Source organism: Henriciella aquimarina (genome assembly GCF_002088975.1).
In the GTDB taxonomy this organism is placed as follows: domain Bacteria; phylum Pseudomonadota; class Alphaproteobacteria; order Caulobacterales; family Hyphomonadaceae; genus Henriciella; species Henriciella aquimarina.
Genome location: NZ_NCST01000023.1, coordinates 13,407 through 33,703, shown reverse-complemented (window position 1 = coordinate 33,703; position 20,297 = coordinate 13,407). Strand labels below are relative to the sequence as shown.

The following is a 20,297-nucleotide window of genomic DNA, read 5'->3' as shown; positions in this document are numbered from 1 at the left end:
CAAAAAACCCCGGCTCCGAAGAGCCGGGGTTTCTTTTCATCCCCTCGCGGGCTGCCTTACTGGCAGGCGAGACACTCGTCATAGTCGGTCTTCGGCAGCTCCATGCCTTCGACCTTTTCCTTGTCGGCCGCCCCGGCAAAGCTGGCACGCTGGACCGATTTGGAGCGGCAGTAATAGAGCGATTTCAGCCCCTTCTCCCAAGCCGACCAGTGCAGCATGTGCAGGTCCCACTTGTCGATGTCGGCCGGCAGGAAGACATTGAGCGACTGGCTCTGGCAGATATAGGGCGTGCGGTCGGCGGCCAGCTCGATGATCCAGCGCTGGTCGAGCTCGAAGGCGGTCTTGAAGACGGCCTTTTCGTGCTCGTCGAGGTCGTCGAGATGCTGCACCGAGCCTTCATGCTCGAGGATCGATGTCCAGGTTTCCTCGGTGTCGAGGCCCTTCTGCTCGAGCAGGCGCTGCAGCTGCTGGTTCTTCACCGTGAACGAGCCCGACAGCGTCTTGTGGGTGTAGACATTGGCCGGGATCGGCTCGATGCCCGCAGAGGTGCCGCCGCAGATGATCGAGATCGACGCCGTCGGCGCGACTGCCATCTTATGGCTGAAGCGGGCCATCATGCCGGCATCGCGGGCATCCTCGCAGGGGCCGCGCTCCTTGGCGAGCTTGACCGAGGCCTGATCGGCACCGGCGCGGATATGCTTGAACATCTTCTCGTTCCAGACCTTCGCCATGGCGCTTTCCATTGGCACGTTCATGGTCTGCAGGAAGGAGTGGAGGCCCATCAGGCCGAGACCGACCGAACGCTCGCGCTTGGCGGAATAGACCGCGCGGGCCATCTCGTCCGGGGCGCGGGCGATGAAATCTTCCAGAACATTGTCGAGGAAACGGAAAACGTCTTCCAGGAAGTGTTCATCCTTCGACCATTCGAGGAACTTCTCCGCGTTCAGCGAGGAGAGGCAGCACACCGCCGTACGGTCTTCGCCGTTGTGATCGACGCCGGTCGGCAGGGTGATTTCCGAGCACAGGTTCGACTGGTGAACCTTGAGCCCCAATTTCCGCTGATGCGCTGGCATGGCGTTGTTCACCGTGTCGGTGAAGAGCAGGTAGGGTTCGCCGGTCTGGATGCGCAGCTCGAGAATCTTCTGCCAGAGCTTGCGCGCATTCACCGTGCGCAGCACTTCGCCGGACTTGGGCGAACGCAGACCGAACTCGGCATCGTTGCGCACCGCTTCCATGAACTCGTCGGTGATGTTGAGGCCGTGGTGCAGGTTCAGGGACTTGCGGTTGAAGTCGCCCGACGCCTTCCGGATCTCCAGGAATTCCTCGATTTCCGGGTGGTGGATGTCGAGATAGCAGGCCGCCGAGCCGCGGCGCAGCGAGCCCTGGCTGATCGCGAGCGTCAGCGAGTCCATCACGCGGATGAAGGGAATGATGCCGGAGGTCTGCCCGTTCTGGCCGACCTTCTCGCCGATCGAGCGGACATTGCCCCAATAGGTGCCGATGCCGCCGCCATTCGAAGCCAGCCAGACATTCTCCGTCCAGGTCTCGACGATGTCGTCAAGCGAATCGCCGACCTGGTTCAGGAAGCAGGAGATGGGCAGGCCGCGGTCGGCGCCGCCATTGGACAGCACGGGCGTGGCCGGCATGAACCAGAGCTTCGAGATATAGTCATAGATGCGCTGGGCGTGGTCCTGATCGTCGGCAAAGGCCTTGGCGACGCGCGCGAACATGCCCTGATAGCTTTCGCCGGGCAGCAGGTAGCGGTCTTCCAGCGTCTTCTTGCCGAAGTCGGTCAGCAGCGCGTCCCGCGAGGGATCGATCTCGATTTCGATCTCGGAGACCACCTTCAGCTCCGGGCGGACCTCCCCCTTGGGCTTGCCCCTGCGCAGGGCGGCTTTCGTGGTGGTGGCAACATTGCTCGCAGACATGGTCTAACCTCTTCGATCGGCCCGTAAAATATAGGGATCGAGCCACTGGAGCGCCATATGCGGTGCTCCAGCTCTTCCCCAGCACTAGATATAGTGTTCTTAAGGTTAAGGCTTGGTCAATGGGAAGAGCGGGTGTTTCCGCATCTAAGCCGTGGATATCCTGTAAAAGGAAAGTTAACACGCAGCCCCGATGCCCGCCACGATTGGCAATCAGCCGTGCACAGATTTCTGCCCGTCTGTGGATGACTCCAAAAAAAATTTTTAGCGCGCCGGGGTCTCTGCGCCGGACTCATCGGGATTCGATGCGAATCGCTCCTCGGGGAAGAGCCGGGCGAGCGACTGATTCCATTCATAAAGCGCCGGCCAGTTTCCTTCGCCATTGTCCATCAGGCCGAGCCGGACAATGACGAGATCGCGCGATGGGACGACCCAGATCGTCTGGCCTTCAAACCCTTGCGCGGAGAAGACATCGAAGGGCGGCGAGGTCGCTGCCTGCGCCGCCGGCACTGGCGTTTCAACCGCGCCAAGCCACCAGCCGGCCCCATAGACATTGGCGTCTGTAACGTCCGGATTTGTCCGGGAAAAATCGACCCAGCCTTGCGGCAGCAGGCGCTCGCCCTCCCAGACGCCGTCGCGGAGATAGAGGTATCCGAACTTCGCGAAATCTCGCGCCGAGGCCCAGATGAGGGAGCCGCCGAGATAGGTGCCGGCGGCGTCGAATTCAGGCTGGGCGTCCATGCCGATCTCATCGAAGAACCGCAAATGCAGGCTCATCGCGCACGGTCCCTGCTTCATGATGGGCAGCGGGTTCGCCGTTTCTTCCGGCGATGCATCCAGGACGCGTTCAAAGCACGTCTTCGTGAAGGCCATCGAGGAAGGCGTGAGATCCTCCGGCCCATAGGCCTTGCCGGTCGCGTTAGGGGGTGCGGCTCGTGCGACCTCCTGCAGCGCCCGCCCGATCAGGTGAAAGCCGGCTGTCGAGTAGTTCCAGACCGTGCCGGGCGCGTGGATCGGCGCCAGCTCGGACACAATATATTGTGTCACGTCATACCGGCCGGGCCCATACATCATCTGGACGACATCATTGGTCTGAAGGCTTTCCGCCCCGATCTCGGTATAATCGAGCCCGTCCGTCATGGTGAGCCACTGGCGCCAGGTGATTTCGGCGCGCGGGTCGCCCTCTTCGAAGGGCGAGGGCATGGGGCTGTCGATATCCTCAATCAGACCGAGCTCTACCGCCCGGCCGACCAGCGCCGAGGTAATCGATTTCGCCATGCTCCATGAGACCTGTTTCGTCTCCGGCCCGAACCCGTCGGCATAGGCCTCCAGCACGAGGCGCCCGTGATGGATGATGACCACGGATCGTGTCTCGCCCATCTCATCGCCGACCTTGCGCGCCATGGCGTCCTCGACCAGCGCCTCGATCTCGCCAGCTGTGTCGACCGGCAGCGGGCCGGTTTCCCAGCCATCGGTCGGCCAGGCGAGGCCATCGGGGTGCGGCGGGAGCGGCACAAGATCCTGCGCCGAGGCCAGCGTCGCCAGCATGATGGCCATTGCGCCGGCGATCACGGACTTGCCCAACATGGCTTGCCTCCCTAACCGTTGTCATCGAGGGCAGATTAGGGGCGCGCAATGAAGCTCGTCAAAATCTTTGCGGTGGGGCTCGCCATCATCGGACTCGCCGGGGCGCTTGTCTGGCAGGTCTGGCTGAAGGACCAGGTCGCCTATGCGAAGGTGGCCACGGCCTATGGCGCCAAGATGGTCTGCTCCTGCCGCTTCGTGGCCGGGCGCGAGATGGAAAGCTGCAAGGGCGACTTCACTGCGGATGTCAGCGCGGTCACCTTTTCAGAAGACGGCGAGACCATCCGGGCCAGCGTTCTGGGTGGCGTCATCAGCGCAGAGGCCGATCATGAAGAGGGGCTTGGCTGCGTGCTGGTCAAGCCGGGCTGAGCTCTCCCCGCCCGCTCAGGGCAGGACAGGCGTACCGCCGAAGGCATCCTCATAGTCAGCCTTCAGGACATCGGCAAAAGCCTCATACGGCACGCCGACCTCATAGACGCCCTCGGCATAGGCGCCGACTTCATACGGCGCGAAATGATAGATCAGCCCGCCGGCCTTGTCGGCCTCGGAGGAGCGGGCAATCGTGAAGCCCTGATACATGCCGGAATTGTCCGCGAAGGCCGGATTGACCCAGGATTCCAGCATGTCCTGCTCATTGAAATTGGTGTCCTTGAGCCGCTCGCGCTTGGCTTCCAGCAGCCCTTCCTTGAGCGCGATCGTGACCTTGGTGCGGGCGGTCTCGACGTCGGCGAAGAAATCCTCGAACGTCATGACCTTTTCGCCATTCCGGTCCCAGTTGAGGACGTCGAAGCCGACATTCGGGTGCGCCCCGCCGGTATAGGTCGCATAGGTGCCGAGGAAGCCGGCGAGATGGCCTTCCGGCGGGCCGACCTCGATCCAGTTCACATCGAGCGAGTGCGGGCGGAATTCGAACCCTTTCTCGGCGGCGGCTTCCTTGTCGGCCTGGGCAGCCGCGATGAAGGCTTCGGTGCCGCGATTGGCGCGCTTGCGGATCTCCTCGGCGAGCGCCGGGTGCAGCTCTTCTATGTCGTCCGGCAGGCTGATATCGATCGTAGCCGCCTGCTCGCCATTGACGACAGCGACCTTCGGATCGGTGTCGAACAGCTCGTCGGTGCTCGCATCCGTGCCCTTCGCACTGGAAGAGGCCTCAGGCGGCTGGGGCGCGTCGGCCTGCTCTGCACCACAGCCTGTCATGGCGAGCATGCACGCTGAAACTATCCACGAAAACCGACCCATAAGACCCCTCGAAACATATATGCGTCAGGGTGTTATAGACTCAAAAGCTCCGGATCACCACCTTGAGCTGTAATGTTAATGGTTAATACACGCTCTGCCGCAAATCGCAGCATATAGTGGGGGCCACCTGCCTTCGGCCCGGTGCCGGAAAGGCCTTCGCCGCCGAAAGGCTGAACGCCCACGACCGCGCCTGTCATCGACCGGTTCACATAGGTATTGCCGGCATGAACCGCGGCCCGCACCTTCTTCGCAAAGCTGTCGAGACGCGAATGCACGCCAAGCGTCAGGCCATAGCCCTTGGCTTCGAGTTCGGCGCCCACCTCGGCGATATTGTCCGGATCGTAGCGGATGACATGCAGCACCGGGCCGAATGTCTCCTTCTCGATCTGGTCCAGCGAATTGAGCTCGATAATGGCCGGGCCGAAGAAGTGCCCGCCCGCCGGCGCGTCCATCTGCTTGATGAGGGTCGCCTCGCCTTTCATGCGCGCGACATAGTCGGTCAGCATCTGGTGGGCCTCTTCATCGATCACCGGGCCGACATCGGTATCGGCCTGGCCGGGATGGCCGAGCTTCAACTCATCCATCGCGCCTTTCAGGCTCTCGATCATGAAATCCGCCGTGGCATGCGGCAGGAAGAGGATGCGCAGCGCCGAGCAGCGCTGCCCGGCAGACCCGAAGGCCGAGCCGAGCACATCGTCGACAACCTGTTCGCGCAGCGCGGTGGTGTCGACGAACATGCCGTTCAGCCCGCCCGTTTCCGCGATCAGCGGGATGATCGGGCCTTCGCGCTCGGCCAGTGTCTTGTTGATAAGCCGCGCGGTATCGGTGCCGCCGGTAAAACAGACACCGCCGACCCGCGGGTCTTTCGTCAGCTTGGCACCGACGGTCTCACCGCGGCCCGGCACAAGATGCAGCGCCTCGCCCGGCAGGCCCGCGGCATGGAACAGCCGCACCGCCTCATAAGCGATGAGCGGGGTCTGTTCGGCGGGCTTGGCGACCACGGTGTTGCCCGCGCCCAGCGCCGCCGTGATCTGGCCGGTGAAGATGGCGAGCGGGAAGTTCCAGGGCGAGATACAGGCAAACACGCCGCGCCCGTGCAGCGAGATATGGTTGGTCTCGCCGGCCGGCCCCGGCAGGCGCGTCTGGCCTTCGAACTTCTCTTCGGCCTGCACGGCATAATAGCGGCAGAAGTCGACCGCCTCACGCACCTCGGCGACACCGTCGACAAAGGTCTTGCCACCTTCTTCCGCCATCAGGGCGCAGAGCCGGTCCATATTGCTTTCCAGCGCGTCGCCCATGGCCGCGAGAATCCGCGCGCGCTTCGCCCCGCCGAGCTTGTCCCAGTCGGGCTGGAATTTCACCGCCGCATCGAGGGCAGCATCGACATCGGCCTCGCTCGCCTCAAGCACCGTGCCGAGCGTACGCGACAGGTCGAAAGGCGGGCAGACGGGCTGGCCGCCTTCTGTCTTCGGGTCGCCCGACAGGATCGGGCCGGCGACCAGCGCCGGGCCGGTTTCCAGCTTGGCGACATTCTGCTCAAGCACGGCGCGTTCGCTGGTCTGCGAGAGGTCGACCCCCAGCGAATTCTTGCGCATCGGCCCGTAGAGCCGGGGCGGCGTCGGGATGCGCGGATGCCGTCGCGGGCCCGCCTCGACCTTGGCGATCGGATCGTCGACAACCTTCTCCACCGGCACGTCCGGATCGAGGAAGGAGTGCACGAAGGAGGTGTTCGCGCCATTCTCCAGCAGGCGGCGCACCAGATAGGGCAGCAGGTCCTTGTGCGCCCCGACCGGCGCATAGACACGCACCTTGCCGCCCTTCTCGGCGGCGCCATAAAGCGGCTCGCCCATGCCGTGCAGGCGCTGGAACTCGTAATGCGTGATGCCCTCGGCTTCGGCCATCATCAGGATGGTGGCCAGCGAATGGGCATTGTGGGTCGCAAATTGCGGATAGAGGCGCGGGCTCGCCATGATGAGGGCGTGCGCGCAGGAGAGATAGTTGAGATCGGTGGCGTGCTTGGTCGTGAAGACCGGGAAATTCACGACGCCCTCTTCATGGGCGTGCTTGATCTCGGTGTCCCAATAGGCGCCCTTCACCAGCCGCACCATGAGGCGCATGCCGGTCTCCCCGGCAAGCTCCGAGAGGCGCTCGATCACGGCGTGGGCGCGCTTCTGATAGGCCTGCACGGCAAGCCCCAGCCCGTCCCAGCCCTTCAGCCCCGGCTCCCGCATCAGCTTTTCCAGCAGCTTCAGCGAAATGACCAGCCGGTCGGCCTCCTCGGCATCGATGCAGAGATTGATGTTGTGCCTGGCCGCTTCCTCGGTGAGGGCCAGAAGCTTCGGATACAGCTCTGCCACCACACGCTCTTCATTGACCGCCTCATAGCGCGGATGCAGCGCCGAAAGCTTGACCGAGATGCCGTTCTTTTCTTCCGGGGCATAAGAGGGGTCGCCATCGGCGCCGACCGTCTTGATCGCCTCCATATAGGACTGGAAGTAGCGCTCGGCGTCCTCGGCGGTGCGCGCACCCTCGCCCAGCATGTCGAAGCTGAAATTCGCCGCGTCACCGGCCTTGATCATGCGCCGGCCGCGCTTCAGCGCTTCCTTGACCGATCGTCCGAGCACGAACTGTTCGCCCATGATGCGCATGGCCTGAAGCATCGCGGTACGGATGAACGGCTCACCGCTTTCGCGCACCAGCTTCTCGACGAAATTGGACGGCCCCTTGCGGGCATCCTCCGGCGGGCCGATGACCCGGCCGGTCAGCATCAGGCCCCAGGTCGAGGCATTGACCAGCCAGCTGTCGGACTGGCCCTTGTGGCTGCCCCAGTCGCCGGAGCGGATCTTCTCGGCGATCAGGTCGTCGCGCGTCTCGGCATCCGGCACGCGCAGCAGCGCTTCGGCCAGGCACATCAGCGCAAGGCCCTCGGAGTTGGACAGGCCGAACTCCTCCAGGAAACTCTCCATCATCCCCTTGGGCCGGCCGGCCGCGCGGGCGCTTGTCACCAGCTCGCGGCCACGGCGCACCGCTGCGGTTCGCGCGCGCTCGTCGAGCGGAAAGGTCTTGAGAATATCGGCGACCAGGGCTTCTTCATCGGCAAATTTCTGCCGGTCGAGGCCGTCCCAGTCAGCGGTGGATGTGTTTCCGAAATCAGGCATGGTTGTGCTCCAATCGCGAACCTGCTGCAATACTATTCCGATTACAACTATCCGCCGGGTTTACGCCTGCTCGAATGCGCCTAAAAGTGTCGCACTGAGGTCCGGACTGAAGGAGACCGAATGCGTATCATGCTCATCACCGACGCGTGGGAGCCCCAGGTGAACGGCGTCGTGCGGACCATGAAGCGCGTCATCGCCGAATGCGAGGCGATGGGCCATGAGTGGGAGATCGTCTCCCCGGCCGACGGATTCCGCACCGTCCCGCTGCCGACCTATAGCGAGATCAAGCTCGCCCTGTTTGCGCGCAAGGCGATCACCGAACGCTTCGAGAGCTTTCAGCCGGATGCGGTGCATATCGCCACCGAAGGCACGCTGGGCCTGGCCGGCCGCGCCATGTGCCTGAAGGAAAAGCACCCCTTCTCGACCAGCTATCATACGCGGTTCCCGGAATATGTCTCCGCGCGCTTCCCGGTGCCGACGGCCTGGGGCTATGGCTATGTGCGCTGGTTTCACAAATATTCCGGCAAGGTGATGGTCGCCACGCCGTCGATGCGCAAGGAGCTGGAGACGCACAACTTCCACAATGTCGTTTCCTGGACGCGCGGGGTCGACATCGACCTCTTCCACCCCTCGCGCCGCATCGAGGAAGGCCAGCCGGGCGACCCGTTCGAGGGATTGCCACGTCCGATCTTCCTGAATGTCGGGCGTGTGGCCGTGGAGAAGAATATCGAGGCCTTTGCCGAGCTCGACCTGCCGGGCACCAAGGTCATCGTCGGCGAGGGCCCGCAGCTGCTCGAGCTGAAGCGGAAATATCCCGAGGTGAAATTCCTCGGCGCCCGCTTCAATGAGGAGTTGGCCGCCTGCTTCGCGAGCGCGGACGTCTTCTGCTTTCCCAGCCTGACCGACACGTTCGGCCTCGTCATCCTCGAAGCCATGGCGAGCGGCACGCCGGTCGCCGCCTTCGATGCACCGGGCCCGCGCGACATCATTCCGGGCTCCAATGCCGGCGTCATCGGTGAGGATCTGCGCCAGGCCTGTCTCGACGCGCTGGACCTGTCGCGCGAAACCGCCCGCACTTATGCCGAGGGCTATAGCTGGCGGGCCTGTGCGGAAGCCTTCATTGACAATCTCGACCCCCTGCCCGTGCCGGAGCGCAAGCGTTTCTGGCAAAAGATCAGGCTGCGCCGGCGCAAGCGCAAGCCGCCGGTGGGGAGCCCGCCCGGCGCGTGATAGCTCCGCCTCCACCGGCTGCGATCAGCAGGCTGATGAGGGACTACGCCCCCGATCTTGCCGGCGAAACTGTTACGCAATTCCAGGGCGAAGGAACGGACAATTATCTTTTCCGGATCGGGACCGGCCACTGCCTGCGCGTGCCGAAGTCCGAAGCCTCGATCCCGGGGCTCGTCAGCCGCGAGGCCATGATCCTGCCGCGTCTGGAAGAGATGCCGCTCGAAACGCCCGGCCTCGTGGTGAAGGGGCTGTTCGATGCGCCTGACAGCTGGCCCTGGCTGCTCTGCACCTGGGTGGACGGCGAAACCATGGAAGACACCGCCTGGACGGCCTCGCCGCGCGAAGCCAGCCGGCTCGCCCTCTTCCTGCTGGAGCTGCAGGGCCTCGACCGCACCCGCGCCGCTGCCGCCGGGCCTGACAACCACTATCGCGGGGTCGACCTTCAGGCGCGCGACGGGCCAACCCGGCAGGCGATTACCGCCCTGGCCGACGAATTCGAGGAAGACGCGCTTTTAGCCGTCTGGGACAAGGCGCTGGCAGCGAAGCCCTGCCGCGCCGAGGACCAGACCTGGCTGCATGGCGACCTGAATCCCGGCAATATCCTGGTGCGCGGCGACGGGCTGGCCGGGGTGCTGGACTGGGGGCTTTCCGGGGTCGGCGATCCGGCGTGCGACCTGATGGCCGGCTATACGCTCTTCAATGGCGAGGCCCGCCCGGCCTTTGCCTCAGCCATGGGCGCATCGGCTTCGGACTGGGACCGCGGACGCGGCTGGGCCCTGTCGGTCGCGGCCATCGCCCTGGCGGAATATCGCGGCAGCGGGGCGCCCTGCGTCGCGCGCGCCCGCCACACGCTCAGGGAGGTGTTGAGCGAGCCCGTCTAGCTCTCGGCCGGCTCCATCACCTCAAGGGCGAGGGCATGTTCGCGCTCGCTTTTACGCTCTTCCGCCGACAGCGGGATGAGCCCCTTGTCGACAAGATAGCCGGTCGGGCCCCAGGCATCTTCCTGGGTGAATTCGTTGATATAGCCCTCGATGCCCGGCACGAGCGGGACATTCTGCTTCTTCACATAGAAGAACATGGAACGCGAAATGCCATAGGCACCGCTGGCGATCTGCTGGAAGGTCGGGTCGGTGCCCTCGATATGGGCGCCTTTCAGCCGGTCGAGATTCTGCTCCAGGAAGGAGTAGCCCATGATGCCGATACTGTCGTCATTCTTCATGAGCGTCTGGACGATGGCGGTGTCGTTCTCGCCGGAGTCGATCCAGGCGCCGTCATTGCGGATCGTGGTCGCCTTCTTCGCGAAGAGCTCGCCATCCGTCTCCTTGATGGCGGCCATTTCCGGCACTTCCTCGGCCCCGCCCTCAAGCGCGAGTTCGGCGAAGGCGTCGCGTGTGCCCGAGGTCGGCGGCGGGCCGGACACGAGGATCGGCATGTCGGGCAGATGGTCGGCAACATCGGCCCAGGTCTTGTTCGGGTTCTTCACCCAGCCGCCTTGGCCGTCGGGCAGTTCGGCCGCCAGCGCGCGGTAGATCTCGGCCTTGGAGAGGTTGAGTTCCGGGGCGCCCTTGGCATTGGCGAGCACGATGCCGTCGAAGCCGATCTTGATCTCGACAATCTCGGTCACGCCGGCCTTTCGGCAGAGCTCCAGCTCGGAATCCTTCACCCGCCGGGAGGCGTTCGAGATCGAGGGCTGGTCCGGACCGATGCCGTTGCAGAACGCCTTGAAACCGCCGCCGGTGCCCGTCGTCTCGACAATCGGGGTCGGATATTCGGAAATCGCGCCGAACTGTTCGGCCACCGTGGTCGAGAAGGGCGCCACCGTCGACGAGCCGACAATCTTGATCGCCTCATCCGGGGAGGCGGAAAACACCGGCAACGTGCCCGAGGACGCATCGATTTCAGACAGGTCCGTCTCCGGCGAGCAGGCCGCCGCCAGAAGGCCCAGACTGAGGGTCGCAAAGAAAATCCGCATGGTTCGGCCTCTCCAGCATTCGAATCGGCATCCGATTATCGAAGTTTTATGACAGTCAGATGCGCGCAGGGACGCTTTCTTCACCCGAACTGTCATCGAGGGCAATGGCGACCGGGAAGCCGAAGCTGCGGCAAACCTTGACCAGCCGCTGGCTGGCGGCCGGATCGTCGGTCAGGAAAACCCGCCCCCCGGGCCGGTCATTCGCCGCCCGCTTGCCCGTCTCGCGCGACAGCACGCGCAAGGTCTGGCGAGCAATCGCCGCGCCGGAATCGATATAGCGCACCGGGCGCGGCGCGCTGGCGGCGAGCTGGTCGCGCACCAGCGGGAAATGAGTGCAGGCGAGCACGATGGTGTCGAGCCGGTCACCATCCTCGGCCTCGAAAATCGGCTGCTGGGCCGCCGCGAAGCCCGCCGCGTCATACGGTTCGCCGGCGGCATGGGCCTCGGCCAGGCGCACCAGCTCGATGCTGCCATGCAGGATAACGGTCACATCGCGGGCGAACTCATTGATGAGATCGGCGGTGTACTGGCGCCGGATCGTGCCCGGCGTCGCCAGCAGGCCGATCACGCCGGTCTTGCTCTCGGCCGCCGCCGGTTTGATCGCCGGGACCGTGCCCACCACGGGAATATCGAGCCGGGCGCGCACCTCGTCCAGCGCCAGCGTACTGGCAGTGTTGCAGGCAATCACGAAAATGTCGGGCCGCGCGCGCTCGACCAGGCGGGCGGCAACCTCCGGCAGGCGCGCCCTCAGCGCATCGTCGGACTTGTCGCCATAGGGAAAAAAGCCGGTATCGGCAGCATAGTCGACCGCCACACCCGGCGCGCGCGCCATGATTTCGCGCGCCACCGTCAGCCCGCCCATTCCGGAGTCGAAGACGAGCACGCGCCCGCTTTCGGGGACGGGCATCAGACGGCTGGACAGGGTCTTTTCGCTCGGCATGGGCATTCTCCGGCCAGCATAGGATGCTTCGCGGCCGGCGTTAATATGACGTGCATTGCCACAGAATCGCCGCGCCCGGACATCCCGCGCAGTCCCCACAGAAGGCCCCTGCGGCACCGCCCGTTCCAAAAAGCTTGCCATTACGGCGAATTGCGCTTATGTTGCAGTGCAGCATACGTGTAAAGGATCGCATGATGACGACCGCACCCGCCAAACTGAACCCGATCGATCTCCTGACGGAATCGGTCGCTGCTTGGACCGATTTCAGCCGCAGCGCCGGCGAAGCCTGGATCGAAACCGTTTTCTCGATGCATCCCGATTCCGAAAAGACGACCTCGGAAGATCTCACCCGCGATGTCTTCCGCAAGCTCGCCGACCTCAATCTCCAGCACTGGGAGAACGCCGCCAAGGTGATCGAGGCCATGCCGGGCTGGATGCGCTGGCCGCAGACCGTGCCCGGCGGCGTCATGACCGACTGGTTCGACCGCATGCGCCGCACCGGGCCGACGACGGATTTCTCGAACTATTTCGACATGTCGAAGTTCATGACGGCCACCAATGCCGACGCGCTGCGCCGCCCGCTGGGCCTCGAAGCGCCGGAAGGTGACCCCGATGACCTGACCCGCATCAAGGGCATCGGCGCGAAACTGTCGAAAACGCTCAACGATCTCGGCATCTACCACTTCCGTCAGATTGCCGAATGGGAAGACGCCGAAGCCAAGTGGATCGACGATTTCCTCGCCTTCAAGGGCCGCGTGGCCCGGGAACAATGGATCGAGCAGGCGCAGAAATTCTCCGCCAACGGCTCGCTGCACTGATCCGTCTGGCGACTTTACCGCCACAACACCGCCGTGAAAGCCGGGCCGGAACACCCCGCCCGGCTTTTCATTTTCAGGACGCCCCCGGCAGGAACCCGTCATCGCGCTCCGGCGCGGCGGGAGCGGCCACCGCCTTGCAGATCTGCTGCAGCGCCGGCTTCAGGCCCTCTTCCAGCGTCGGGTGGTAGAAGGGCTTCTCCAGCAGGTCGCTCGCCCGCGTCCGGTTGTGCATTTCCCAGGTGAGAAGATGAGCCAGATGCTCGATATCCGGCCCGGCCAGCCTTGCCCCGGTCAGCCGTCCGTCACGGGCATCGGCGAAGATCTCGCAGACGCCCTGATTGCGGCGCATCGCCTTGGCGCGGCCCTGATCGGCATAATCGGTCTGCCCGCACACATCTCCATCCGCGCCTGGCGTGCCGACGACCGCCATGTTTGGTTCGGTGAACATGATCTGCAGGGGTATCTTGCGGCGCATGGGCTGGACCTGCGGAAAGCCGGCGGCGTTGACCCCGGCAATCGTGCCTTCCGCTGACGCCTCATGCAGGACGGGCTGGTCATGATTGGCGTCCCCGGCGATGAAAATCGGCGCGTCGCCGCACTGCATCGTATCGGCGTCAAAGACCGGCGCGCCATGGTCGTCGAGCGCGAGCCCGGCCGCCTCCAGCGCTAGCCCGTCCAGATTGGGGGCCCGGCCGGCTGCAACAAGCAGATGATCGAACGTCGCCTCGCCCGTCTCCGCTCCGCTCCAGCGAAGGCGCACCCCGTCCCCGGCCTGTTCGGCCTCCGGCTCCACGCCAAGATGCAGCGGCATCTCCTTGCCAAGCGCTTCGCGCAGCGAGGCTTCGACCGCGCCTTCGGGCAGGCCGGCCAGCGTCTCGCCCATATCGAACACCTCGACGCGCACGCCGAGCCGGGCGAGCGCCTGCGCCATCTCAAGACCAAGCGGCCCGGCCCCGATGACACCAACCGATCTTGGAAGGTCGGGCCTGTCGAACAGCGTCTCGTTCGTAATGATCCGGCCTTCGACCGGCTTGAAAGGCTTGGGGATGACGGGGTGGGCGCCGGTGGTGATCACGACGGCCTTCGCCTGCACGATGCGCCCGTCATCGAGCGCCAGTGAGGTGGGGCCGGTAAAATGCGCCCGGGCCTTGAGACAGACGCCATCGGGCAGCCCCGCAATGGACTCCTTCGTCGCATCGACGAAGCGGTCGCGCTGGGCCTGCAGGCGCTGCATCACGGCCGGGCCGTCAATCTCGGGCTCCGGCAGGTGAATGCCAAAGCCCTCGGCGGTGCGCGCATTGTGGGCGGCATTGCCCGCCGCGATCAGCAGCTTGGACGGCATGCAGCCCACCGTCGCGCATGTGGTCCCGGCAAAGTACGGGTCGATCAGCAGGGTTTGCGCCCCGCTGTCGCGGGCATGCCGCTCGGCGGCGAGCCCGGCCGTGCCCGCGCCGATAATGGCCACATCGGTCTGGATATCCGCCACGCCTTGCTCCTTTTGCAGTCCTGCAAAAGGCAAGCGGCTTGGGGCGCGTCAGGTTCCGGCGGGCTGAGGCTAATTGAATTGGCTACAGCAAAGAAAAAAGACCGCACTGAATAAAAAACCAGAGGTCAAAGATAAATATCACAACCCAATCATTAAGCATATCATGCAAATAGCAGTGAATACTATCCCAGCGAAGAAAAGGCCGCCACCAAAAATCATGACTCGATCTTCCCCTTCATCGCTCCATGTAGCTTGGACTTCTTTTGCCAACCGCTCAAATAGCTTTTCCTTTAGAGTTCGATACTCTTCTGACTCCACATCCACTTTAGGCTGCGTATTATCTCCAAGAGTCTGTAAAAAGAATAGGTTACCCGCAATTCCATTAACTGCGGCCACTCTCTCCATATTAATAAAAAAAAGAAGGCCAAAAAGAATAAAAGAAAGAACGTAGCACACGACTGCAATTACCAAGAACAGGCTTCCGAAAAAGCTAATACTTAGATCGCTAGAAAAAACCGCCCCAACGAGAACTGTTATAATCGCGCCAACGACAACACCAAAAACTTGCGCAATCTTCGACCTGCTCTCGTTGCACTTCACAAGATATGCAACAGCTTGACCAATTTCATCCACAACCCACCTCCGCACAATTTCTTTTAGAAAATTATCACAAACAATCTACTTAACATAGAGGTCGGTGCGCCGGTCGCGGAAGAAGCCCCAGGCGGCGCGGTGGCGGTCGAGGAAGTCGAGGTCGAACTCGGCGGTGATGACGCCCTCCTCATCGCGGCCAAGCTCGGCGGCGATTTCGCCGGCATGGTCGGCGATGAAGCTCGTGCCGTAGAAGACCTGGCCGTCCTCGTCGCCGGTGCGGTTCGCGGCGACAACCGGGATGACGTTGGAGACCGCATGCCCCTGCATCGCCCGGCGCCAGCGCGCGGCCGTGTCGAGATCGGCGTCATGCGGTTCGGACCCGATGGCGGTCGGATAGAAGAGGATGTCGGCGCCCATCAGCGTCATGGCGCGGGCGGTTTCCGGGAACCACTGGTCCCAGCAGATACCGACCCCGATGCGGCCCTTCAGCGTGTCCCAGACGCGGAAACCGGTATTGCCCGGGCGGAAGTAGAACTTCTCCATATAGCCCGGGCCGTCGGGGATATGGCTTTTGCGGTAGACGCCAAGCGGCGTGCCGTCGGCATCGATGATGACGATGGAATTATAGTATTCCGGCCCGTCCTTCTCGAAGATGGAGACGGGGATGACAACGCCCAGCTCTTTCGCCAGCGGCTCCAGCTGCTCGACGGCCGGATGCTCCGCCCACGGATAGGCGGTGGCGAAGTATGTCTCGTCCTGCACCTTGCAGAAATAATGGTCGCAGAAGAGTTCCGAGGGCAGGATGACGTCGGCGCCCTGCCCGGCGGCCTCGCGGATGAGGCCTTTCACCTTGTCGATATTGGCCTGCATGTCCTGGCTGAACGAAGCCTGGATCGCAGCGACCTTCAGGGTACGGCTCATGTCAGCACTCCTTCGAGTTCGGGCACCTGCTGGGTCATGCAGTGGAAGCTGCCCCCGCCGGTGAGAATATGGTTGGCCGGCAGCGCGATCACCTCATGCTCCGGCATCAGCGCCTGAAGCTCGGCCAGCGCCAGTTTCGAATGCTCATCCTCATAGATGGGCAGGATGACGCGGCCATTCGAGATCAGGAAATTCATGTGGCTTGCGGGGATCGGCTCGCCCTCCTCATCCTCCAGCCGGCCCGGAGACGGGATGGTCGAGACCTTGAGTTCGGCCGCGCGCAGCTCATCCTCGATCTCGCGCAGGATCTCCGCATTCGGATCGTCGGTCCCCGAGGGCGTCTGGCAGAGGACATGGCCGGGCGCGATGAAGCGGGCGACATTGTCGACATGGCCGTCGGTGTGGTCTCCCTTCAACCCGTCGCCGAGCCAGACGATGCGGCTGACATTGAACGCCTGCTTCAGCGCGGCTTCGGCCTTCTCCTCGGTCCAGCCCGGATTGCGATTGGGGTTCAGCACGCACTGGCGCGTCGTGATCAGCGTGCCTTCGCCATCCTGTTCGACGGCCCCGCCCTCGAGCACGAAGTCGAGCCGTTTCAGCGGATGGCCTTCCAGCCGGGCGATGGCAGCGGCGGTTTCGGTGTCGCCTTCCAGCTCATATTTGCCGCCCCAGCCATTGAAGGTGAAGCCAAGCCCTTCCAGGCGGTTGCGGTATTTCATGAAGACCGGGCCGATATCGCGCAGCCAGATGTCGCCCATTGGCGCGTCGAAAAGTTCGGCCAGCTCGCCCACCTGATCGGCGGCTTCGGCGCGCGAATGCGCCGCCCCGATCACCAGCTTCACCCGCACCACCGGCGCCAGCGCCTTGACCAGCGCGGCGATCTCGCGCTGGGCGCCGTCATAATCGTCCGCCCAGGCCTCTTTCAGGTGCGGCCAGCCGACCCAGACGGCGGACTGGCGGGCCCATTCGGGCGGGGCAAAGGCGATGGTCGTATCGGTCATGCTTCGCGACTTGCCATAGCTTCCCGAAAAGAGAAAGGGCGGCCCACACGGAGCCGCCCTTCCAGGTCTGTTCTGTGTCCAGACGAGGTCTAGAACTGGTACTTCGCACCGATGCGGAGGGTCCAGACGGACAGGTTGTTCGTCTTGCTCTCCGGGTTGGCGTCGTTGAAGCCGCTATAGACATACTGGCCGTCGACGATTTCCGCGCTGACGATCTCGGTGTCCTGCGGGAAACCGGCCTGATAGTAGGCGCCCCAGTCGTCGTTGAGGAAGTTGCCGACATTCTCCATGACCGCGTAGATCTTGGTCTTGTGGCCATTGAGTGCGCCTGGCAGCTCCTGCTCGAGACGCAGGTCGAAGCGGTTGTTCCACTGGCCGTCGCCCGAGTTACGCTCGGCGATGGAGCCGCGGCCCAGATCGTAGCCGTCGGTGTAGCGGAAGAAGGCATCCCAATCGATGTCGGAGGCCGCATAGTTGACCAGCGGGTCGCTGGAACCATCGGTCGGGACATAGACCAGCGAACGGCCGAACGTGTCATCACCGAACGGCGAAGCGCCGGAGTAGGTGAAGGAGTACGGACGCGCCTGGAAGGCCTGGCCGAACAGGGTCGCGCGGGTCGCATAGTCACCGAAGAACCGCTTCTCCCAGGTCACGCGGGCCGTCCAGCGATGCGGGATTTCGTAGTTCGAGGTGGCAACACCCGGATTGTTCGGATCGACGACCGAGACGTTGGACCAGTTCGAATAGGCCACCGACGAGGTCATCGGGTTCACATCCTCGGCATCGGTGTAGGCATAGCCGAGCGACCAGTCGAAATCACCGAAGTCGGTATCGAACGCGTTGGACAGCGCGAAGGAGGCCACGAAGGTCGAGCCTTCATCGGTGTTGGTCAGGACGAAGTCGTCGGTGTCCTCGTTGTAGATGGGGCGGCCATCCGGCGCAGTGTCGATCTGAGCCAGCGAGATCGCTTTCACCAGCGGAGCTTCGTTGACCTTCGAGAAGAGGACGTCACCGTCGAGGCGATAGCCCGAGCCGATATACGGCGTGTCGAAGTCATAGGTGAAGCCGAAGGCGTACTTCCATTCCGACGGAATCTCGAAGTCCGGGTGAAGCGCGTTGACCGGGCCGCTGACCGCGCCGTTGGCAACTTCGTCATACATCTCCTGCGGGATGCCGAAGATCGGCGTGCCCGCACCGGTCTCGTCAGCCGTGACCGGGTTGGCGAACAGATCGTAGTCGAAGCGGTTGGCTTCGTACAGCGTGACGCCGTTATTGGAGTAGTTGTTGGAGATCCAGACGTTCGGGTTGCCGCCGGAGTAGAGGCCCATGCCACCACGGAAGGACAGGTTCGGCTGATAGTCCCAGGTGAAGCCGAGACGCGGCATCAGCAGGTCGCGGCCGTCCATGGTCTCATCGTTGGCGAAGCCGTAGGTGTCCTGGAAGTCCTGGTTGAAGTTCGGCTTGTCGTCGGAGGTGTAGAAGTCATAACGCAGGCCGGCGGTGACGGTCAGGCCGTTCGGGCCCGTCCACTCATCCTGGGCGTAGAGCGTGTTGACTTCATACTTGAACGACGCGCCGCCATCGACGGCGTTGTTGGTGCCGGCCGCGTTCTCATAGATGACGCGGGAAGCCAGGCCGTTGCGGAAGTCGTCGATCGAGTCGAAGCGGAACTCACCTTCGGATTCCTGGACGAACAGGTTGAAGATGTCATATTCCAGACGCTCGCCGCCAAAGGTGAAGTTGTGGTCACCGTAGGTGTAACGGCCCAGCGCCTTGAAGTTGGCGACCGAGTATTCGAGCTGGTTGGAATGACGCGAGTCGTCAGCACCGAGATAGATGGTGTTGCGCTGGTTCGTGCCATCGACAGCTTCGGTGTTCAGGTCGGTGATCTGCACTTCACCGAAGTCCGTGCCGGCGACCGACTGCTGCAGGAAGGTCACGTCGTTATAGGAATAACGCAGCTCGGTGGAGAAGTTGTCCGTCCAGTCCGAGAAGAGCTGGCCGGAATAGGCCTTCAGCTCGGCACCCCGGTTATAGAGGTGGTTGGCGAACTCGAACTCGTTGTCGTCACCGTCGGACTCGCTGAGGCTGAAGCCTTCATTGTAGTTGTAGGTGACAGACGCACGGTGGTTGTTCGTGATGTTCCAGTCGAGACGCAGGAGATACTTCTCGTCATCGGTCCCGGTCGAGGTCGGGATGCCACCCGGATTGTAACCGTAGACGTCCTGGGCGATCTGAGCGATCTCGTCGAACTCGGCCTGGGTGAAGCCTTCGACGACCTGGCCGGAGCCGCCTTCCGGCGTGCGGTTGATCTCGGCACCCGGGCCTTCGTATTTTTCATAAGCACCGAAGAAGAACAGACGGTCCTTCAGGATCGGGCCGCCGAGCGTGAAGCCGTAGCGCTTCTCTTCGAACGGGGAGGCCTCATAGTCGTTGCCTTCGGTCTTGTCGCCGACCATGCTGTCGTCGCCATAGTCATAGAAGGCCGACCCGTGGAATTCGTTCGTGCCCGACTTGGTCACCGCGTTGATGTTACAGGCGGTGAAGGAGCCGTATTCGACATCGAACGGAGCAAGCTCGACGGAGACGTTCTGGATGGCGTCGAACGGGAACGGCATCTGTTGCGTCGGATAGCCGTTCGAGTTGAGGCCGAACCCGTCATTCAGGCCGATGCCGTCAACCGTGAGCGAGTTGAAGCGCGGGTGGGAACCGGCACACTGGATCGAGTCGTTGAAGGATTCGTCGAGATAGACGCGCGGGTCGAGACGGACGATGTCCTTCAGGTCGCGGTTGATGGCCGGGGCTTGCTCGATGTCTTCCAGCGAGAAGGTGGCCGACGGGCCGATGGCCGTCTGGACGAGGCCGCCAGCGGTCGAGGAAACCGTCACGACTTCCATGCGGGCTTCGGCGTCGTCACCGGCGGCGTCTGCCGTGCCGGCGAAAGCGACTTCCACATTGGCAACTTCACCGAGCTGCAGGGTGACGTCGGTGATGCGGGTCGTCTGATAGCCCGGTGCGGAGATCTCGATCGTGTAAGGACCGCCGACGTTCAGGCCACGGGCCTGGAACTGGCCGGTTGCGCTGGTGGTCGACGAGTTGACCGCGCCGGTCCGGGTGTCGATGACACGGACCGTGGCGCCCGGAACGACATCGCCGGACGGAGACACGACATCACCGCGGATGCCGGCCGAGGTGACCTGCGCTTCGGCAGGCGCGACGATGGCTGCAGTGGCCATGATGGCCGCAGCGACGCCGGAATAAAGCTTCCAGTTGGACATGAAGAACCCCTCTTCGGTTGAACGGCTTCGGGCACCATCTGACTAACCGACCAAAGCCAATTGCCCGCGCCTCTATTCCTGCCTTGCAACACTTTTGTGACACTCTTGTTACGGTTCTGTGCAGCGCAACATTGCGCCGAAAATGCTTGCAAAA

The 20,297-nt window shown here is 63.3% G+C and carries 15 protein-coding genes; 4 read left to right on the top strand and 11 right to left on the bottom strand.

The window, feature by feature from the left end:
* Window positions 1-56: 56 nt before the first annotated feature.
* Window positions 57-1,928 carry a ribonucleoside-diphosphate reductase subunit alpha gene (locus B8784_RS03530; RefSeq protein WP_084396244.1) on the bottom strand — a complete coding sequence of 624 codons (1,872 nt, stop codon included), beginning with the start codon at window positions 1,926-1,928 and terminating at the stop codon, window positions 57-59.
* 261 nt (window positions 1,929-2,189) lie between these two features.
* On the bottom strand, window positions 2,190-3,512 hold the full coding sequence (locus B8784_RS03525; RefSeq protein ID WP_084396243.1) for a serine hydrolase domain-containing protein: 1,323 nt from the start codon (window positions 3,510-3,512) through the stop codon (window positions 2,190-2,192).
* A 48-nt stretch (window positions 3,513-3,560) separates the two neighbouring features.
* On the opposite strand from B8784_RS03525, the gene B8784_RS03520 reads away from it, so the two are divergent.
* The gene (locus tag B8784_RS03520) at window positions 3,561-3,878 is read left to right on the top strand and encodes a hypothetical protein (protein WP_084396242.1); all 318 of its coding nucleotides are present in this window, start codon (window positions 3,561-3,563) and stop codon (window positions 3,876-3,878) included.
* A 15-nt stretch (window positions 3,879-3,893) separates the two neighbouring features.
* Here the strand turns inward: B8784_RS03520 and B8784_RS03515 are convergent, their stop codons facing one another.
* Together B8784_RS03515 and putA are read right to left on the bottom strand one after the other, a co-directional pair.
* Window positions 3,894-4,712: a DUF3298 and DUF4163 domain-containing protein gene (locus B8784_RS03515; RefSeq protein WP_084396241.1), complete on the bottom strand. Its 819-nt coding sequence runs from the start codon at window positions 4,710-4,712 to the stop codon at window positions 3,894-3,896.
* Between the two features lie 65 nt (window positions 4,713-4,777).
* Window positions 4,778-7,903 carry a bifunctional proline dehydrogenase/L-glutamate gamma-semialdehyde dehydrogenase PutA gene (gene putA, locus B8784_RS03510; protein ID WP_084396240.1) on the bottom strand — a complete coding sequence of 1,042 codons (3,126 nt, stop codon included), beginning with the start codon at window positions 7,901-7,903 and terminating at the stop codon, window positions 4,778-4,780.
* A gap of 120 nt (window positions 7,904-8,023) precedes the next feature.
* Here putA and B8784_RS03505 point away from each other — a divergent pair, with 120 nt between their 5' ends.
* Together B8784_RS03505 and B8784_RS03500 are read left to right on the top strand one after the other, a co-directional pair.
* Entirely contained in the window at window positions 8,024-9,133 is a 1,110-nt protein-coding gene (locus B8784_RS03505) for a glycosyltransferase family 4 protein (RefSeq protein ID WP_084396239.1), read from the top strand.
* A gap of 35 nt (window positions 9,134-9,168) precedes the next feature.
* Window positions 9,169-10,014, top strand: a complete 846-nt coding sequence (locus B8784_RS03500) for a phosphotransferase (protein WP_084396238.1) — start codon at window positions 9,169-9,171, stop codon at window positions 10,012-10,014.
* On the opposite strand, the gene B8784_RS03495 is transcribed toward B8784_RS03500, so the two are convergent.
* Both B8784_RS03495 and murI read right to left on the bottom strand, forming a co-directional pair.
* Window positions 10,011-11,105, bottom strand: coding sequence for a substrate-binding domain-containing protein (locus B8784_RS03495; protein WP_084396237.1), 1,095 nt, complete (start codon window positions 11,103-11,105; stop codon window positions 10,011-10,013). The genes B8784_RS03500 and B8784_RS03495 overlap by 4 nt on opposite strands.
* Before the next feature lie 55 nt (window positions 11,106-11,160).
* Window positions 11,161-12,045: a glutamate racemase gene (gene murI, locus B8784_RS03490; protein ID WP_233355949.1), complete on the bottom strand. Its 885-nt coding sequence runs from the start codon at window positions 12,043-12,045 to the stop codon at window positions 11,161-11,163.
* 194 nt (window positions 12,046-12,239) lie between these two features.
* Between murI and B8784_RS03485 the strand changes: the two genes are divergently transcribed.
* Window positions 12,240-12,863 (top strand): hypothetical protein, encoded by a 624-nt coding sequence (locus tag B8784_RS03485; protein WP_158085559.1) that lies wholly within the window; start codon window positions 12,240-12,242, stop codon window positions 12,861-12,863.
* A 73-nt stretch (window positions 12,864-12,936) separates the two neighbouring features.
* On the opposite strand, the gene B8784_RS03480 is transcribed toward B8784_RS03485, so the two are convergent.
* From B8784_RS03480 to B8784_RS03460, 5 genes are all read right to left on the bottom strand, one after another.
* A complete protein-coding gene (locus B8784_RS03480; protein ID WP_084396235.1) occupies window positions 12,937-14,349 on the bottom strand; it encodes a dihydrolipoyl dehydrogenase in 1,413 nt (470 codons plus the stop codon).
* A 138-nt stretch (window positions 14,350-14,487) separates the two neighbouring features.
* Window positions 14,488-14,982, bottom strand: coding sequence for a hypothetical protein (locus B8784_RS03475; RefSeq protein WP_084396234.1), 495 nt, complete (start codon window positions 14,980-14,982; stop codon window positions 14,488-14,490).
* A 45-nt stretch (window positions 14,983-15,027) separates the two neighbouring features.
* Window positions 15,028-15,864, bottom strand: a complete 837-nt coding sequence (gene aguB, locus B8784_RS03470) for an N-carbamoylputrescine amidase (protein ID WP_084396233.1) — start codon at window positions 15,862-15,864, stop codon at window positions 15,028-15,030.
* On the bottom strand, window positions 15,861-16,865 hold the full coding sequence (locus tag B8784_RS03465; RefSeq protein WP_084396232.1) for an agmatine deiminase family protein: 1,005 nt from the start codon (window positions 16,863-16,865) through the stop codon (window positions 15,861-15,863). The genes aguB and B8784_RS03465 overlap by 4 nt, the downstream gene beginning before the upstream one ends.
* 89 nt (window positions 16,866-16,954) lie before the next feature.
* The gene (locus B8784_RS03460; protein ID WP_084396231.1) at window positions 16,955-20,143 is read right to left on the bottom strand and encodes a TonB-dependent receptor; all 3,189 of its coding nucleotides are present in this window, start codon (window positions 20,141-20,143) and stop codon (window positions 16,955-16,957) included.
* Window positions 20,144-20,297 lie beyond the last annotated feature (154 nt).

Bases quoted from the DNA above. Each gene is read 5' to 3' on its own strand.
- B8784_RS03530 (WP_084396244.1), bottom strand. From the start codon at position 1,928: ATGTCTGCGAGCAATGTTGCCACCACCACGAAAGCCGCCCTGCGCAGG.
- B8784_RS03525 (WP_084396243.1), bottom strand. From the start codon at position 3,512: ATGTTGGGCAAGTCCGTGATCGCCGGCGCAATGGCCATCATGCTGGCG.
- B8784_RS03520 (WP_084396242.1), top strand. From the start codon at position 3,561: ATGAAGCTCGTCAAAATCTTTGCGGTGGGGCTCGCCATCATCGGACTC.
- B8784_RS03515 (WP_084396241.1), bottom strand. From the start codon at position 4,712: ATGCTCGCCATGACAGGCTGTGGTGCAGAGCAGGCCGACGCGCCCCAG.
- putA (WP_084396240.1), bottom strand. From the start codon at position 7,903: ATGCCTGATTTCGGAAACACATCCACCGCTGACTGGGACGGCCTCGAC.
- B8784_RS03505 (WP_084396239.1), top strand. From the start codon at position 8,024: ATGCGTATCATGCTCATCACCGACGCGTGGGAGCCCCAGGTGAACGGC.
- B8784_RS03500 (WP_084396238.1), top strand. From the start codon at position 9,169: ATGAGGGACTACGCCCCCGATCTTGCCGGCGAAACTGTTACGCAATTC.
- B8784_RS03495 (WP_084396237.1), bottom strand. From the start codon at position 11,105: ATGCGGATTTTCTTTGCGACCCTCAGTCTGGGCCTTCTGGCGGCGGCC.
- murI (WP_233355949.1), bottom strand. From the start codon at position 12,045: ATGCCGAGCGAAAAGACCCTGTCCAGCCGTCTGATGCCCGTCCCCGAA.
- B8784_RS03485 (WP_158085559.1), top strand. From the start codon at position 12,240: ATGACGACCGCACCCGCCAAACTGAACCCGATCGATCTCCTGACGGAA.
- aguB (WP_084396233.1), bottom strand. From the start codon at position 15,864: ATGAGCCGTACCCTGAAGGTCGCTGCGATCCAGGCTTCGTTCAGCCAG.
- B8784_RS03465 (WP_084396232.1), bottom strand. From the start codon at position 16,865: ATGACCGATACGACCATCGCCTTTGCCCCGCCCGAATGGGCCCGCCAG.
- B8784_RS03460 (WP_084396231.1), bottom strand. From the start codon at position 20,143: ATGTCCAACTGGAAGCTTTATTCCGGCGTCGCTGCGGCCATCATGGCC.